We start from the raw sequence: 15912 nt of genomic DNA, 5'->3' as shown, positions 1-15912 counted from the left end.
GGTCTGGACAAAAGGGGTGGATGGGGCCGGCGTGGCTGCATGGGAAGCAGGCACTTGCGCAGCAAACCCGTGATTTTACGGCCCACCGGGCCTGCATGCCTGGGGCGACCACGGTGCAAGCCGCGACACAGCGCCGCAGGACGAGCCCTCCAATGTAAAAGGGGTACGAATTGACACCAAGCCCATGCAAAATACCCCCCAGAAGTGAGCAAAGCCGATGCACACATGCCCAGGGGGCCGTCGGACACCTCAACAACACACGGAATCCGACAAGATGAAAGCTAACCTCGTTCGATGGGGCCTGGCCCTGGGCGTCGCCGCCTTGCTGAGTGCCTGCGGTGGCGGCAATGGCAGCGGCGCAGTGGCAGAACGCCAATTGCCCACCACCGCCCTGGGCACCCCGGTGGACAGCTTCACCCCCGCCGCGGCCAAATCTGCAGAGCTGAACAGCGACTACACCCTGAGCACCAACGACCCGGCCCCCAGCTACAAGGTGAGCCTGGGCAGTGCCGGCACCGAGGTCGCCAAACTGCAAACCACTGTTGACATCCGCAGCATCGGACAAGCGCCCCAGATCGGTCTGGGCCGCAAGATTGCCGAACTGGATTCCGCCAGCACCTTTGCCAGCCGCCTGCAATGGACACCGAACAGCGACGGCAGCCAGCGCGCCGCCATCCGTTTTGTCTCCAGCGGCGCCGCCGGCACCCGGCTGATGCTGGAGGTGGGCCACATCGACGCTCGCACCAAACTGCGCTTTTATGCGCAAGGTGCCAGCACCGCCACTGAAGTCACCGGCACCCAGGTGATCGACGCCTTGGCCGTCAACGAGCTCAGCCAGGCCGGCGCCAGCGGCAACCACCTCTACTTTGCCCCCTATGTGGAAGGCGAAGACCTGACGATGCAGATCGAGCTGCCCGCTGGTGTGGCCACTTCGACACTGCAAATCAATGTGCCGCAGTTGTCGCACCTGTTCCAGTCACCCACGGCCGCCAAACTCACGCTGAAGATCAACAACTCGGGCAGTTGCGAAGTCGACGTGGCCTGCAACAGCGACTGGAGCAGCACCGGTAACAGCGTGGCACGACTGCTGTTCTCCGATGCCAGCACTGGCAGCAGCTACCTGTGCTCCGGCACCCTGCTGAACGACCGGGCCAGCAGCACCACCCCCTACCTGCTCACCGCCAACCATTGCATCTCGACCCAGACCGTGGCAAGCACCCTGCAAACCTTCTGGTTCTACCGCGCCTCGGCCTGTGGCAGCGGCACGCTTTACAGCGGCAGCAAGACTGTGACCGGCGGCGCCACTTTGCTTTACGCCAGCAGCACCAGCGATACATCGTTCCTGCGGATGAACAACACCCCCCCGGCCGGCGTGAACTACGCCGGCTGGTCACCCACGCTGCCGGGCACGGGCACCAGCATCGGCGGCGTCCATCACCCCTCGGGTGACCTGCAAAAGGTCAGCACGGGGAGCACCACCGGTTATGCCACTTGCACCATGGTCTCTGGCTCCACGACTTTTTCGTGCAGCTTCACCTCCACGTCCAGCAGCGCCACCACCCACATCCGAGTGGGCTGGAGCAGCGGAGTCACCGAGGGCGGCAGCAGCGGCTCGGGCCTTTTCATCACCAGCGGCAGTTCCAAATACCTGGTGGGCCAATTGTCGGGCGGTAGCTCGACCTGCACCAATCCCACGGCCAATGACGTCTACGGTCGCTTTGATCTGGCCTATTCCGCGGCGCTCTACAAGTGGCTGGACAACGCCACCACCCGCATTCCGGTCTACCGCTTCTACAACTCAAGCAGCCGCGTTCACTTCTTCACGGCCAGCACCTCTGACCGCGACTACGTGATCAACAACATCCCACAGTACGCCTATGAAGGCATTGCCTTCTACTCGTATGCCGCTTCGGCCACCGGTCTGAGCCCCGTCTACCGCTACTACAACCCAACCAGCAATGGGCACTTCTACACCGCCAGCACCACGGACGTGAGCTACATCGCGGCCAACCTCACCCCCCCATTTGTGGCCGAAGGGATTGGCTGGTACTCGCAAACCAGCAGTGATGGCACCAGTGCCCCGGTGTACCGCTTCTACAACTCGGCCACGAACGCGCACTTCTACACGATCAGCGCCAGTGATCGCGCTTTCATCAACGCGAACCTGCCGACCTACCACGATGAGGGCATCGCCTTCTACAGTTGGACCAGTCAGTAATAACGAAGAGGCTCAGTGCCGTTCACCGATCAGCCGGCTGCGGGACAAACGTTCACGCTGCCTGGCCCAAAGTACGCCCCCCAGGCAAATCAACCACAGCGGCGCCAGCCCCAGGCGTGACACCCACCAGGCATAGGGCGTGATGCCCCAACCACCCTGGTCGGCACTCACGCCCCTGCCCTGCACCACGCCTTGCAGCACGCCCCGGCTCACCGGGGGCAACTGGGCCGTCACCCGGCCGCGGTGGTCGATGATGGCGGTGGCGCCGGTGTTGGTGGCCCGCACCATGGGGCGTGCGAACTCCAGTGCCCGCAGGCGGGAGATGTTCAGGTGCTGGTCAATCGCCACGCTGTCGCCAAACCAGCCGATGTTGCTCACGTTGACAAAGACCGTGGGCGCCTGGGTGGGGTCGCGAAAACGCAGGCCCAGCTCTTCGCCAAACAAATCCTCGTAGCAGATGTTCGGGGCCAGACGCTGCCCCTGCCAGGACATGGAGGGCTGCCCCACGGCCCCGGCGTTGAAATCGCCCAAGGGCATGTCCATCAGGGCCACAAACCAGTGGAACATCGGCGGGATGAACTCGCCAAACGGCACCAGATGGTGCTTGTCGTAGGCGTACAGCCGGGACTCACCAGGCCTCAGGCCCAGCACTGAGTTGGTATACCCCTCGCGCTGGTTGCCCAGGGGCACACCGATCAGGGCCGCCTGGGGCGGCCCGTTCTCTGCAGGCCCAGGCCTCTGTGGCCCCACGCCATACCGCTCCAACAGGCCCTCCCAATAGCCCGCGGGCAGTTGCTCGGGCAGCAGGGGCAGCGCGGTCTCCGGGGCCACGACCAGCGAGGCCTGATTGGCCATCAACTGCGCGCGGTACCAGGCCAGGGCCATGGGCACCCCTGAGCCGGCCTGAAATTTCTCGTCCTGCGGAATGTTGCCCTGCAACAGACTGACTTCCAATGGGGCCGACGAGGCCGCCTGCTCAGGCGCAGGCACCCAGCAGAGCAGCGCCCCAAGCCCCAGCAGCAGCATCTGCACCGGCCATTTCCGCCGAGGCAGGCTGGCCAGCCCGGCCGCCCAGGCCGTCACCACCGCCCCGGTGCCATACACCCCCACCCAAGGGGCCAGCCAGCGGGCAGCACCGTCTACCTGGGCATAGCCCCCGGCGCCCCAGGGAAAGCCCGTGAACCAATGCCCGCGCAGGAGTTCGGCCAGGGTCCACAAGGCGGCAAACAGGCCGGCCGACGCCAGCGGGCCCAGTGCGAGGCGACGGCGCCAACGCACATAAAGACCTGCCGCGACGGTGTAGTAGCTGCCCAGAAAAGCCGCCAGCCCCAACACGGCCAGCACGGCCAACGGCGCATCCAGCCCGCCATAGACCGCCATCGAGATGTACAACCACCAAAAGGTGCCGGCCAGCCAGCACAGGGCAAACACCCCGCCAAGCCAGGCGCCGTGCCGGGCGCTGGGCGCCCGGTTGAGCAGACCGACCAGGGCCGCCAACGACAGGGCCTGCAAGGTGCCCAAGGCCTGCCCCCCCCAGGGCCAGGCCAGCGACAGGGCTTGCATCAACCCGGCCAGGCCCGCACAGACCCAGGCGGCCCAGGTCGGCCGCATGCGACCGCTCAAGCCCTTCATGCGGGGCTGGCGCCGTCCGCCTGGGGCGTGACCTTGAACCAGCGCACAGCGCCGCCCTTGGTGTGTTGCACCACGAACTTCAGGCCGGCCAGCTCGAAGTGCTCGCCGCGCCGGGGCACATGGCCCAGCTCATGGGCGATCAGGCCGCCGATGGTGTCGAAGTGCTCGTCGGCATCGCGGCTTTCGATCTGCACACCAAAGGCCTCGGCCACACGCTCGATCGGCGTGTCGCCGCTCACACGGTAGCTGCGATCGGCCAGGCCGAAGATGTCACCTTCGTCTTCGGCGATGTCAAATTCATCCTCGATCTCGCCCACGATCTGCTCCAGTACATCTTCGATGGTGATCAGACCGGCCACCCGCCCGAACTCGTCGATGACGATGGCCAAATGGTTGCGATTGCCGCGAAACTCGCGCAACAAGTCATTGAGACCTTTGCTTTCAGGCACAAAAACGGCCGGCCTGAGCAGCGCCCGGAGGTTGAGTTCAGGGGCCCGCTGCAGCTTGAGCAGGTCTTTGGCCATCAGGATGCCGATGATGTTGTCGGGCTCGCCGCTGTACACCGGGAAACGGGAATGCGCCGTTTCAATCACCTGGTGCAGCAGTTCCTCGTAGGGAGAATCGATGCTGAGCCGGTCCATGCGCGGCGTGGCGAGCATGACATCGCCGGCCGTCAAGTCGGCCATGCGGATCACGCCTTCGAGCATCACGCGCGACTCGGCGCCTATGACCTGGTTGTCCTCGGCATCGGTGAGGGCATCCAGCAATTCGTCACGCGAGTCGGGCCCGGGACGGATGAATTCGGCAACTTTTTGCAGAAAAGAGCGCTTGTCTTCCTTCTCGGAAGCGCGCGCTGGGTGAGGGTCGGACACAGCCTGGTGCGCAAAACGTGCGGTAGTGAGTAAGCCTCAAGGATAGCGGATTGATGTGACAGCCGGCCAACAGGACCGGCCGCCAACCCGTCACTGGGTGAACCTCACTGGGCGGACTGGTGCCGCCCCTGGCGCACGCCGCGGCGGATTTCCTGCACGCTGGCCAGCGTTTCACGGAACTGCTTGGCCTGGACTTTGAGCCGGTAATCCAATTCAGCAAACTGCTGCTCAACAATCTCGGCCACCCTGGAATCCAGGCTGGCAGGTGGCAGCTTGAGGTGAGCCTCGGACTCGGAGCCATCACGCACCACCGTCGCGCCAGCATTGCGGGCGATCTTCAACATGGCTGTGTTCTCGCTCAGGGCGTGGATGAACATCAGGCTCACGCCTTCGTTGCGTGCATGCATCACGGCCCGGTCAAACAAACGCGCACCAAATCCGCGGCCACGGGCTTGCTTGAGCACCGACACCCCAAATTCGGCACAACTGGCCGACTTGGGATCGGTCGAGAAGGCCAGATGCGCCATGGCGATCAACTCAAGCCGACGGTTGTAAATGCCAAAGATCTCATCACGCTCGAAATCAAGCTGATCCACGTAGCGCTGCACCTGCTCGTCGCTGGCGGCGTAGCCAAAGCGCAGGTAACGGTCTTGCGGCTCCAGGGCCAGCAGGTGGGCCGCAATGCGGGAGCGGTAGCTGGGGCCCAGTGAACGAATGGGCACCAGCACGGGCGACGGGCCCGAGGCTTCGGAGCCCGAAGGTTGGGCCAGGGTGAAATGAAACAGATCACGCCCCGCTTGCAGCGAAGACCGGATCCAGTTGGAAGGGGCTAACATGGGCTGAACTATAAGGGTTTTCCCCTATAACCCAAAATCCACCCCATTCAAGCCCTGCGGGGATGAAGGTTATCCCTCATCCAGCACCGTTCGTCAGACAGGCAAGGCCGTGGTCGCCTTGACGCGGTCCAGCACGAAGCTGGTCTTGCAATCCTGCACGCTGGGGTGCTTGAGCAAGCTTTCGAGCACAAAGCGACGGTAGTGCGCCATGTCGGCCACCACCACCCGCAACAGAAAATCCATCTCGCCCGTGAGCGCCGCGCACTCGACCACCTCAGGCCAAGTCTGCACACTGGCCCGGAACAGGTCCATGGGGTTGCGTTTGTGGCTTTCCGTGTGCTTCTCAAGCCGAACATTGAGGTAGGCCGTCAGACCCAGCCCCACCGCCTCGGGCTGCACCAGCGCCACATAGCGGTCGATCACGCCGCTGTCTTCAAGCCGCCTGACCCGGCGCAACACCGCGCTGGCCGACAAGCCCACGGCCTCGGCGATCTGATCGTAAGTGGCGCGACCATCCGCCTGCAGACTGCGCAAAATCTGCCGATCCAGCTTATCCAATGCTTCCATGGCTTTTATTTTGCAGGATTCTTGCAAATTGACGGATGTCACGGCCAAAGAATGCAGAAAAACTGCTGGGCCCGCCCCCTACAGTCAATCGCTTCAAGACCTCACTCATGGATGGAGACAGACCGATGAATGCCCCCCTGCCCGCCAGCGCCACGTCCACCGTGGCCCCCTTCACCCCTTGGGACAACCCCATGGGCACCGACGGCTTTGAGTTCATTGAATACGCGGCCCCCGATCCGGTGGCCATGGGCCTGGTGTTTGAACGCATGGGCTTTCGCCCGGTGGCTCGGCACCGCCACAAGAACGTGACCCTGTACCGTCAGGGGGAGATCAACTTCATCATCAACGCCGAACCGGATTCGTTTGCCCAGCGCTTTGCGCGGCTGCACGGCCCCAGCGTGTGTGCGATTGCCTTCCGGGTGCAGGACGCCAAGGCCGCCTACGAACGCGCCGTCGGCCTGGGTGCCTGGGGCTATGCCGGCGTGGCAGGCCCGGGCGAGCTGAACATCCCCGCCATCAAGGGCATTGGCGACAGCCTGATCTACCTGGTGGACCGTTGGCGCGGCAAGAACGGCGCCCAGCCAGGCGCCATCGGCAACATCGGCTTCTTTGACGTCGACTTCGAGCCTCTGCCCGGCCTGAGCACCGAAGAAGCCCTGGCCCCCCACGGCGTGGGCCTGACCTACATCGACCACCTGACGCACAACGTGCACCGGGGGCGCATGCATGAATGGGCCGACTTCTATGAGCGCCTGTTCAACTTCCGCGAGGTCAAGTACTTCGACATCGAAGGCCAGGTGACCGGCGTGAAGAGCAAGGCCATGACCAGCCCCTGCGGCAAGATCCGCATCCCGATCAACGAAGAGGGCAAGGACAAGCCTGGCCAGATCCAGGAATACCTGGACATGTACCGCGGCGAAGGCATCCAGCACATCGCCATGGGCTCGGACAACCTCTACGCCACCGTCGATGGCCTGCAGGCCAACCAGGTGCGGCTGCTCGACACCATCGACACGTACTACGAACTGGTGGACAAGCGCATCCCGGGCCACGGCGAAGACTTGGCAGAGCTGCATCAGCGCAAGATCTTGATCGATGGCAAGAAGGACGCCCTGCTGCTGCAGATCTTCAGCGAAAACCAACTGGGCCCGATCTTTTTCGAGTTCATCCAGCGCAAGGGCGATGACGGCTTCGGCAATGGCAATTTCAAGGCCTTGTTCGAATCCATCGAACTCGATCAGATGCGGCGCGGGGTGATCTGAGGCCCCCACGGGCGTGCACTTCGCGTCACTTCCTGCCCCCCTGGGGGGCCGCAGGCCGCCTTGGGGCGGCCCGGCGCCGGCCTGACAGCTTCGTTTAAAGCTCGCTGAATTCAGAAGGGGGCCTAACGGCCCCTTGGGAATGCCGCCACGCCTCAATCCATCGCTTTGATCAAGGCCATCACCCGGGCTCGCACGCCAGGGTCAGTCCCCAGGGCGACGTGGGGGATGCCGGGCACGAAGTGGGCCTGGGCGCCGGGCAGGGTGGCGGTGTGGGCCGGGAAGACGATGTTGTCGCAGTTCGAATAGAAACAACTGAAGGCGGCGGCGCGTTCGGGCGGCTCTTGGGCGGCCAGGGCTTGCAGCCAGGGGCTGGCCCGGCGCATCTGGCGCCCATTGGCCGTGTGGGCCCAGCGGGCCAGCCAGGTGCCCTGGTGCGGGGTGCCCAGGGTGATCACATGGTGCACACGGGCGGCTTCGCCGGGCCCTGCGCTGGCCCGCCACCAGGCGCGGGCCACCAGGCCGCCCATGCTGTGGGCCACGATGACGGGGGCACGGCCTGTGGCCTCGGTGAGGGCCGTCACGGCGCGCTCCACCTGCGCGGCATAAACATCGATCGAGCCGAAGGGGGGCTCCAGGCTGAGTGCCACGAAAGGCCGCCCCACCGCCGTGCAATGCTGCATCCACGGGGTCCAGACGCCCCGGTTGCAGAAATAGCCATGGATCAGCAGCACACCGCGCGGCCCGGGCTGGCAAGCGGGCGGAAGCCGATCGCTCAAGGCCTCGGCCTGAAAAGGCTGCCAGAGCCCGAACACGCGGCTGGAGGCCCGCACCTCGGTCACCCAGGCCTGCAGCACCTGCCACCAGGAGGCCCTGGGCGCCGGGTCGCGGCGGTTGACCTGCACCATGATCATGAACTCCAGGCCCAGGGCCAGCGGGTTCAGCGCCAGCAGCCCCAGCAGGGTGGCGGCGATCGCCCACGGCGATTGAGGCCACCACCACCCAACAGCACAAGCCACCAGCAGGACGCCCCAGCACAACATCATTCTTTGCAATCTGGCGATCATGGGCGGATCACCCCGGATGGATCTGATTTCATTCACCAATGATGGCACGCAGTGCATTGGGGGGCACAACGGTCTGTGGCTGTCGCCTCAGCGACGACTGAAGCCCCGCCCCTAGGACAAGCCCCGTAGCCACGCTTGCTGCGGTGCAGCCAAAATCGGGCGCCAAGGAGAGACATGATGGACAGAATCTGGTTGCAGCACTACCCGGCCGGCGTGCCCCAAACGATTGACCCCGAGCAATACCGTTCGGTCCCCCACCTGTTGGAGGAATCGTTCCGCAAATTTGCCGACAAGCCGTTTTCGGTTTGCATGGACGTGTGGATGAGCTACGGCGAGCTTGACACCCTGTCGGCGGCATTGGGCGCCTGGCTGCAATCGCGCGGCCTCGAACCCGGGGCCCGAGTGGCCATCATGCTGCCCAACATCCCGCAATTCGCGGTCACCATGGCGGCGGTGCTGCGCGCCGGCTACACCTGCGTCAACGTCAATCCGCTCTACACCGCACGCGAGCTGGAGCACCAGCTCAAGGACTCGGGCTCCACAGCCATCATCATTCTGGAGAACTTTGCCCACACCCTGCAGGCAGTGATCGACAAGACGCCGATCAAGCAGGTGGTGATGACCTCGATGGGTGACCTGCTGGGCGGCCTCAAGGGCGCTTGGATCACCTTTGCCGTGCGCCACCTGGCCAAGATGGTGCCGCCTTATCAGATCCCGCTGACGCCCGGCCGCAGCGTGGTGGCTTTCAGTCAGGCCCTGGCCGAGGGGCGCGGCCTGAAGCTGCAACCTGCCAGCAGCAACCTCGACTCGATCGCCTTTCTGCAGTACACCGGCGGCACCACCGGCCTGTCCAAGGGCGCCACCCTGACCCACCGCAACATTGTGGCCGCCACCCTGCAGGCCGATGCCTGGTTCAAACCGGCGCTGGCCCGCATTGGCGACCCGACCCAGATCAACGGCATTGCCGCCCTGCCGCTGTACCACATCTTCGCGCTGACCCTGTGCCTGCTGGCCATCCGCCAAGGCTCGCACCTGACGCTGATTCCCAACCCGCGCGACATCGGCAAATTCATCAAGGAGCTGAAGAAGCGCCCCTTCCACATGCTGCCGGCGGTGAACACGCTGTTCAACGCCCTGCTGCAGCACCCCGAGTTCAAGACCCTTGATTTTTCGCACCTGTGCATCTCGCAGGCCGGCGGCATGGCGGCGGCCGAGGGCACCGCCAAGGCCTGGCAGCAAGCCACGGGCTCGGCCATGATCGAAGGTTGGGGCATGAGCGAGACCTGCGCCATCGGCACCAACAACCCAGTCAACAGCACCGTGTTTTCAGGCTCGATCGGCCTGCCCCTGCCCAGCATCGACATTGCCATCAAGGACGACGCAGGCAACACCGTGCCGCAAGGTGAATCGGGCGAGATCTGCATCAAGGGGCCCAACGTGATGACGGGCTACTACCAGCAGCCCGCCGAGAACGCCAAGACCTTCACCAGCGACGGCTTCATGCGCACCGGCGATGTGGGCGTGATGGACGACAAGGGCTACACCCGCATCATCGACCGCAAGAAGGACATGATCCTGGTCAGCGGCTTCAATGTGTTCCCCAACGAACTGGAGCAAGTGATCTCGATGTGCCCCGGCGTGCTTGAATGTGCCGCCATCGGCGTGCCCGACGCCAAGCAGGGCGAATCGATCAAGGTCTTCGTGGTGCGCAGCGACCCGGCGCTGACCGAAGACGATGTGGCCCGCTACTGCCGCGAGAACCTCACCGGCTACAAGCACCCCAAGTACATCGAGTTCCGAACCGAGCTGCCCAAGACCAATGTGGGCAAGATCCTGCGGCGCGAGCTGCGCAGCAGCGCTGCGGCCCATTGAGCCTGAGGCATCCCATGGAGGGCCCCACCCTGCCCCCGGGCGTCAGCGTGTTCGAGCGCGGCTGGCTGTCGGCCAACAACATCCTGCTTGACGGGCCCGACGGGGCCACCTTGGTCGACACGGGCTACGCCAGCCACAGCGACCAGACGGTGGCCCTGGTCGAATCGACGCTGGGCCCGCGCCCCTTGGTGCAGTTGCTCAACACGCACCTGCACAGCGACCACTGCGGCGGCAATGCAGCGCTGCAGGCCCGATACCCGGGTTTGCAGACCTGGATCCCACCCGGCGAAGCCGAGGCCGTGCGCAGCTGGGACGAAAACCGACTGAGCTACCAGCACACCGGCCAGCAATGCCCGCGCTTCGGCTTTGACGGCCTGCTGCAACCCGATACCGAACGGGTGCTGGGCCTGCAGACCTGGCAGGTGCATGCGGCGCCAGGGCATGACCCGCACTCGGTGATCCTGTTCGAGCCCGCCAGCGCCACCCTGATCTCGGCGGATGCGCTCTGGGAAAACGGCTTTGGCGTGGTCTTCCCCGAACTCGACGGCGTGCCCGCCTTTGACGAAGTGGCCGCCACCCTGGACCTGATCGAGCGCCTGGCGCCCTGCACCGTGATACCGGGGCATGGCGCGGTGTTCCACGACGTGACGAGCGCACTGGCCACGGCACGCCGACGGCTGGACGGCTTTGTGCGCACCCCTGAGCGCCACCAGCAATACGCCACCAAGGTGCTGCTGAAGTTCAAGCTGCTCGAGTGGCAGGAGATCAGCCTCACCGAGTTGCGCCAATGGATGGAGCACACCCCCTACATGGCCGAAGCCGCCAGGCACGGTGGGGGCACCTCCGCGCAGGCCTGGCTGTCCGACCTGGTCGACCAACTGGTGGCCTCGGGGGCCGCCCGACTGCAAGGGCAGCAACTGCTCAACGCCTGAGCCAGCGCGCTCAGATGTTGTCCGTCACCACCGGCGTCTTGCTGCCCGCGGCCAGGGTGATGCGGGTGCGCTTGAGCACTGGGCTGTCGGGCACCGTGCCGCTGCTGGTGAGGGGTTTCATCTTGGTGTAGATCACTTGCAGGCTGCTGGCCGTGAGGGTGGCCGAGGCATAGCCCTGGGCGTCGTGATCCACATAGGCGAAGTCGGGGTTGTTGCCTTTGAGCACGGCGTCAAACACGGCGGGCGAGGTGACCAGGGCCGCCAAAGGGGTGGTTCCCGCACCGGCTTTCACATAGCTGTAGAAGCTGGAACTGCTGATGCCGGCGCTCACAAAATCGACCACGGCAGGCGTACCGGTGCTGGTGTCGGGCTTGTCGCGCACCACACCGCACTGGAAGGCGTGCAGGTCACCGGTGATGGCCACCACGTTCTGGATGTTGTTGCTGGTGATGTGGCCCAGCAGATCGGCCTTGTGGCTGGGGTAGCCATCCCAGCCGTCACAGTTCACCACGTACTGGGCGTTGTACGGGGCCGGCGCGCTGGCCCGCAGATCCAGCCAAAGCCGGCTCAGCATCACTTCGTTGCCCCACACCTTCCAGGTGGCACTGGAACTCGACAGGGTCTGCTTCCACCACGCGGTCTGGGTGGTGCCGAGGATGGACGGCACGCGCCCCATCGCCTGGGTCTTGAGCGCCTCGAATTGCTGCAGCACCGGCACCTGCACAAAGTAACGGGCCCCGATCGAGTCGCTGCCATTGATGGGGTCATGCCCCTGGGCCGTGGCAATGGTGGCCTCGTCCACCACATGGTCGTCCCGGTACAGGCGCTCATCGGTCATCACCAGGTGCATCAGCGTGCCAAAGCGGAAGTCACGGTAGATGCGCAGGTTGTTGAAAGCCGCATTGGCGCTGTCGAAAGACACATCGCCGAAGTCGACCGGCAGGTACTCCACCCAAGCCTGGTTGGCAGCACGGCGGCGGGCCGTCTGCTGCAGGTTGGCGTTGGTGTAGGTCTGGTGGTCCTGCCAGCAGTCGTCACTGAACTCGTGGTCGTCCCAGGTGGCGATCATGGAGAACTTGGCATGGATGGCCTGCAGGCGTGCATCACCGCGGTAGGTCTTGTAGAGGGTGCGGTAGTCGGCCAAAGTGGTGGCATACACCGTGCCGTCGCTCAGCTTGGTGCCGTCGGGCAGGCTGATGCGGGCGTGCGCGGGTTCGGCCGCGCCACTCTGGAAGGCGGCCCCCACGGTCTCGTAGATGTAGTCACCCAGGTGCACCACAAAGTCCAGGTCCTCGGCCGCCAACAGGCTCATGGCAGCCCAGTGGTTCACGCTCCAGTCCTGACAGGTGAACCAGGCAAAGCGCAATTGCGCCAGCGTGGCCGTGCTGGCCGGGGCGGTCTTGCCCACGCCCACGGCGCTGACGTCATTGCCGGCCAGGAATCGGTAGTACAGCGGCGTGGCCGCTGGCAGGCCGGTGACCTTGGCGCGCACCGTGTTGTCGTAGGTGGCGCTGGCCACCAGGGGCAGATCGGCCAGCAAGTTGATGAACTGGGCCGACGTAGACACCTGCAGACGCACGTTGATGTCAGCGCCAGCCCCCGTGGCGCGCACGCAACGGCTCCAGAACACCAGGCTGCTTTCACGCGGGTCGCCGCTGGCCACCCCCTGGGGAAACTGGTAAGTGCCAACCCCTTCACTCCCACCGCCCCCGCCACAGGCGGTCAAGGAGGCGGCAGCCACGGTGAAGAAGGCAGAACGGGACAGGAATTGGCGGCGATCCATGGGAGGTGCTCTTGAAGATGGAATGAGCACGCAGCATGGATGCCTGCGATGACAGGTGCGTGAAACCAGACAGATGGACGGAGGTTCCGCCCCCCGCCAGGGCACGGGCGCGCAGGCCCGCGCTCAGGGCAGATCAGTACTGGGGTCGGGCACGCCTTGGTCACGCGGGCCCACCAGGCCCAGCCGACCTTTCAACGATTGGGGCTGACCGGTGATCAAGGCGGCGTACACCGTGGTATTGGCCAGAACCTTCTTCACGTAGTCGCGGGTTTCGTTGAAAGGGATGTTCTCGGCCCAGATCGCGGCCTCCAGCATGGGGCCGTTGCGCCAGTTGCGCGGCCGGCCCGGCCCGGCGTTGTAGGCCGCGGCAGCCATGGGCATCGAGCCACCAAAGTCGTCCAGCGCCAGCTTCAGATAGGCCGTGCCGATGGCAATGTTGGTGTCACGGTCAGAGAGCTGGTCGGGGGTGAAGCCCGCCAGGCCGATCTTCTTGGCCGTCCAACGTGCGGTGGCCGGCATGACCTGCATCAATCCCGAGGCGCCCACGCCCGAGCGGGCGTCCATGATGAAGCGGCTTTCCTGGCGGATCAGGCCATACACATAGGCGGGGTCGAGGTTGATCTCGCGCCCGCGCCGCAGCACCTGATCCCGGAAAGGCATGGGGTAGCGCTGGCTGGCATCGAACACGCTGCGGGTGCGTTCGCTGGTGTTGATGCAGCGGTCCCACACCTCGCGCTGGCAGGCCAGGTCGGCAGCGGCCAGCAGGTCACGCTCGGCCATGCCCCCCGGGCTGTGCAGGTTGGTGCTGTAGTTCCATTCGCGGTTGCCCTCGGAGCGCAGGCCAATGGCGATGGCGTACAGGGCCCGGTTCAAGCCGGCGTTGTTGCGCGCCGCCTCTTTCTCTTCGGGCGACAAGGGCACAGGTGCCGGTGGCAGCACCAGCTTCTGGCCCAGCTCATCGAGCGCCAGTTGCTCGTAGAAGCCACGGGGGCCGGCAATGGCCTGCAGGGGCTGCAAGGCCTCGCGGCGCTCGGCCTCGTTGCGCGCCAGGGCCAGTTGGGCCCGCGCCCGCCAGTAGACCCAGATGCTTTCCTGGCGCGCCTCTTCGCTCATGGCCCGCAAAGCGCCCAGGGCCTGGCGCCACTGGCCGGCCCGCAGCGCGGCGCGCACCTTCCAGCCCAGCAGATCATCGTTGAGGTCGGTGTCGCGGTTCACCTTGCCAAAGTAGCGCGCGGCCGACGGATCGAGCTTGAGCGCGGCCTGCTTGCCGATCACACCCAGCACCCAGTGCTCTTCTTCGGGCAACAGCTGCACGGCCCAACGGGTTTCCAACAGGGTGGCGGCGGTGTCGGGGTCGCTGAGCGCGATCTTGATCAGGGCCAGCACCACCAGCTCTTGCCGTACCCGGCTCGGGGCCGCGGCACGCTTGGCCAAAAACTTCACCGGGCTGTCGTTGATCAGGCCCAGTTCGGGCAAGACCTCGGGCGCCACCACGCCCACCGCGTTGCGGGCGGCGCGAGGCCGGTTGGCCTCGGTGGCCAGGCGCGCCTTGCGCCAAATGTCGAGCGCAGTCAAACGCTTGCCGGCATAGAAGCGGTCCGCTGCCAGGGTGCAGCCATCTTCGGCCTCGCGCAGGCCGTGCCACAGGCGCCGCACCTCTTCGGCCGCACCGGGTGCCGCCACGCCCTTGAGGTAGTCCACCGCCAACGCATAGCAGCGCAGTTCGCGGTCGTCACCCATGCGGTACAGCGGGTATTGCGCCGCAAAGCCCTCCCAGTCGCGCCGTTGGCCCAGCAATTGCAACCAGTCGGCCCGCATGCGGTCTTCCTGGTAAGTGCCGACATAACGCGCCATGAAGGCCTCGACCTCATCGGGGCTGGCCTCGTTCAGACGGGCACGCAGCTCCCAGTAGGCGGCCCAGGGTTCCAGCGCGTGGCCGCGTGCCAACGGCAGCAACTGGGCCAGCTTCTTGCGATCCCCTTTGCGAAAGGCCTGGCTCATGTCGACCAGCACGTCATCGGCCCGGTTCTGGCCCGCCATCGAGGCCCCTGCCAGGCCCCCGGTTTGCGCCCAGACCCCAGTGGCTGAACAGCTCAAAACCAGAGACACCAGAAGCGGTGTCAAAATCTTCTTTAGATACATGAGGGAATTATGGACAAGTTAGCGGTTCGCAAGGCACTCATTGAGCAACGACTGAACCTGCCAGACAGGCTACAGCGCGCCGAGTTGCTGCAGCGCGTGATGCGCATCTGGCTGGTTGGTCGCACCGATCAGGTCATTGGGGCCTACTGGCCCATCAAGGGCGAATTCGACCCCCTGCCCGCCTTGCACCGCTGGAAGGAAGACGGCGAACTGCAGGGCGAGCCCCAGCTGCGCCGCATCGGCCTGCCGGTGGTGGACAAGGTGCACAAGACGCTGACCTTCCACGCCTGGTACCCGGGCTGCCCCATGGAAGAAGACGCCTACGGCATTCCCAAGCCGAAGGACACCGAGCTGATCGTGCCCACCCTGCTGTTCGTGCCCTGCGTGGGCTACGGCCCTGGCGGCTACCGCCTGGGCTACGGCGGCGGCTTCTACGACCGCACCCTGGCCGCCCTGGAGCCCCGCCCGGTGACGGTGGGCCTGGGCTACACCCAGGGCTTTCTGCCCGACTTCGAGCCCGAGGCGCATGACCAGCCGCTGGATGCGATCTTGAATGACAACGGGGTGGTTTGGCCGGTGGGGTAAGGGGTTTGCTGCAGGCGCCGTGAGGGATCTTGTGGTGCCGCTGCGCTCTGTTCCTTCTGCTCTTTGTTGAAGGGCGGAGGCCGGGATTGCGCCCCGGCGGGCGCCTCACTTTCTTTGTCTCGCCAAAGAAAGTAAGCAAAGAAAGGC

The 15912-nt window shown here is 65.1% G+C and carries 12 protein-coding genes; 5 read left to right on the top strand and 7 right to left on the bottom strand.

Annotation, left to right across the window (positions count from 1 at the left end; all coding sequences use genetic code 11):
- Positions 1–274 precede the first annotated feature (274 nt).
- Positions 275–2218: a serine protease gene (locus AC3WUT_RS20060; RefSeq protein ID WP_492348854.1), complete on the top strand. Its 1944-nt coding sequence runs from the start codon at positions 275–277 to the stop codon at positions 2216–2218.
- Between the two features lie 12 nt (positions 2219–2230).
- Here AC3WUT_RS20060 and lnt read toward each other — a convergent pair whose 3' ends face one another.
- The 4 genes from lnt to AC3WUT_RS20040 form a co-directional block, all read right to left on the bottom strand.
- Entirely contained in the window at positions 2231–3829 is a 1599-nt protein-coding gene (lnt, locus tag AC3WUT_RS20055; RefSeq protein WP_492348853.1) for an apolipoprotein N-acyltransferase, read from the bottom strand.
- Positions 3830–3846: 17 nt separating this feature from the next.
- Positions 3847–4722, bottom strand: a complete 876-nt coding sequence (locus AC3WUT_RS20050) for a CorC family transporter (RefSeq protein WP_492348852.1) — start codon at positions 4720–4722, stop codon at positions 3847–3849.
- Between the two features lie 104 nt (positions 4723–4826).
- Positions 4827–5558: a GNAT family N-acetyltransferase gene (locus AC3WUT_RS20045; protein WP_492348851.1), complete on the bottom strand. Its 732-nt coding sequence runs from the start codon at positions 5556–5558 to the stop codon at positions 4827–4829.
- A gap of 93 nt (positions 5559–5651) precedes the next feature.
- Positions 5652–6125 (bottom strand): Lrp/AsnC family transcriptional regulator, encoded by a 474-nt coding sequence (locus tag AC3WUT_RS20040; RefSeq protein WP_492348850.1) that lies wholly within the window; start codon positions 6123–6125, stop codon positions 5652–5654.
- A gap of 125 nt (positions 6126–6250) precedes the next feature.
- Between AC3WUT_RS20040 and hppD the strand changes: the two genes are divergently transcribed.
- A complete protein-coding gene (hppD, locus tag AC3WUT_RS20035; RefSeq protein ID WP_492348849.1) occupies positions 6251–7387 on the top strand; it encodes a 4-hydroxyphenylpyruvate dioxygenase in 1137 nt (378 codons plus the stop codon).
- 152 nt (positions 7388–7539) lie between these two features.
- On the opposite strand, the gene AC3WUT_RS20030 is transcribed toward hppD, so the two are convergent.
- Positions 7540–8451 carry an esterase/lipase family protein gene (locus AC3WUT_RS20030; protein ID WP_492348848.1) on the bottom strand — a complete coding sequence of 304 codons (912 nt, stop codon included), beginning with the start codon at positions 8449–8451 and terminating at the stop codon, positions 7540–7542.
- A gap of 177 nt (positions 8452–8628) precedes the next feature.
- On the opposite strand from AC3WUT_RS20030, the gene AC3WUT_RS20025 reads away from it, so the two are divergent.
- Positions 8629–10323, top strand: coding sequence for an AMP-binding protein (locus tag AC3WUT_RS20025; protein WP_492349000.1), 1695 nt, complete (start codon positions 8629–8631; stop codon positions 10321–10323).
- Positions 10324–10337: 14 nt separating this feature from the next.
- Positions 10338–11255, top strand: a complete 918-nt coding sequence (locus tag AC3WUT_RS20020; RefSeq protein ID WP_492348847.1) for an MBL fold metallo-hydrolase — start codon at positions 10338–10340, stop codon at positions 11253–11255.
- Between the two features lie 10 nt (positions 11256–11265).
- On the opposite strand, the gene AC3WUT_RS20015 is transcribed toward AC3WUT_RS20020, so the two are convergent.
- Both AC3WUT_RS20015 and AC3WUT_RS20010 read right to left on the bottom strand, forming a co-directional pair.
- Complete coding sequence (locus AC3WUT_RS20015; protein WP_492348846.1) at positions 11266–13038, bottom strand: alkaline phosphatase D family protein; 1773 nt, start codon at positions 13036–13038, stop codon at positions 11266–11268.
- A 123-nt stretch (positions 13039–13161) separates the two neighbouring features.
- Positions 13162–15180, bottom strand: coding sequence for a lytic transglycosylase domain-containing protein (locus AC3WUT_RS20010; RefSeq protein ID WP_492348845.1), 2019 nt, complete (start codon positions 15178–15180; stop codon positions 13162–13164).
- Between the two features lie 9 nt (positions 15181–15189).
- Here AC3WUT_RS20010 and AC3WUT_RS20005 point away from each other — a divergent pair, with 9 nt between their 5' ends.
- Positions 15190–15765 carry a 5-formyltetrahydrofolate cyclo-ligase gene (locus tag AC3WUT_RS20005; protein WP_019575970.1) on the top strand — a complete coding sequence of 192 codons (576 nt, stop codon included), beginning with the start codon at positions 15190–15192 and terminating at the stop codon, positions 15763–15765.
- Positions 15766–15912 lie beyond the last annotated feature (147 nt).

The sequence above is a fragment of the Curvibacter sp. EU05-FHT14A10 genome, assembly GCF_058791075.1.
Note: the sequence above shows the minus strand (reverse complement) of the source record. Positions and strands in the feature narration are given on the sequence as shown.

What these genes read in the sequence shown, in the direction of transcription:
- AC3WUT_RS20020 (WP_492348847.1), top strand. Translation starts at nt 10,338, where the DNA reads ATGGAGGGCCCCACCCTGCCCCCGGGCGTCAGCGTGTTCGAGCGCGGC.
- AC3WUT_RS20015 (WP_492348846.1), bottom strand. Translation starts at nt 13,038, where the DNA reads ATGGATCGCCGCCAATTCCTGTCCCGTTCTGCCTTCTTCACCGTGGCT.
- AC3WUT_RS20010 (WP_492348845.1), bottom strand. Translation starts at nt 15,180, where the DNA reads ATGTATCTAAAGAAGATTTTGACACCGCTTCTGGTGTCTCTGGTTTTG.
- AC3WUT_RS20030 (WP_492348848.1), bottom strand. Translation starts at nt 8,451, where the DNA reads ATGATCGCCAGATTGCAAAGAATGATGTTGTGCTGGGGCGTCCTGCTG.
- lnt (WP_492348853.1), bottom strand. Translation starts at nt 3,829, where the DNA reads ATGCGGCCGACCTGGGCCGCCTGGGTCTGTGCGGGCCTGGCCGGGTTG.
- AC3WUT_RS20045 (WP_492348851.1), bottom strand. Translation starts at nt 5,558, where the DNA reads ATGTTAGCCCCTTCCAACTGGATCCGGTCTTCGCTGCAAGCGGGGCGT.
- hppD (WP_492348849.1), top strand. Translation starts at nt 6,251, where the DNA reads ATGAATGCCCCCCTGCCCGCCAGCGCCACGTCCACCGTGGCCCCCTTC.
- AC3WUT_RS20005 (WP_019575970.1), top strand. Translation starts at nt 15,190, where the DNA reads ATGGACAAGTTAGCGGTTCGCAAGGCACTCATTGAGCAACGACTGAAC.
- AC3WUT_RS20040 (WP_492348850.1), bottom strand. Translation starts at nt 6,125, where the DNA reads ATGGAAGCATTGGATAAGCTGGATCGGCAGATTTTGCGCAGTCTGCAG.
- AC3WUT_RS20060 (WP_492348854.1), top strand. Translation starts at nt 275, where the DNA reads ATGAAAGCTAACCTCGTTCGATGGGGCCTGGCCCTGGGCGTCGCCGCC.
- AC3WUT_RS20025 (WP_492349000.1), top strand. Translation starts at nt 8,629, where the DNA reads ATGGACAGAATCTGGTTGCAGCACTACCCGGCCGGCGTGCCCCAAACG.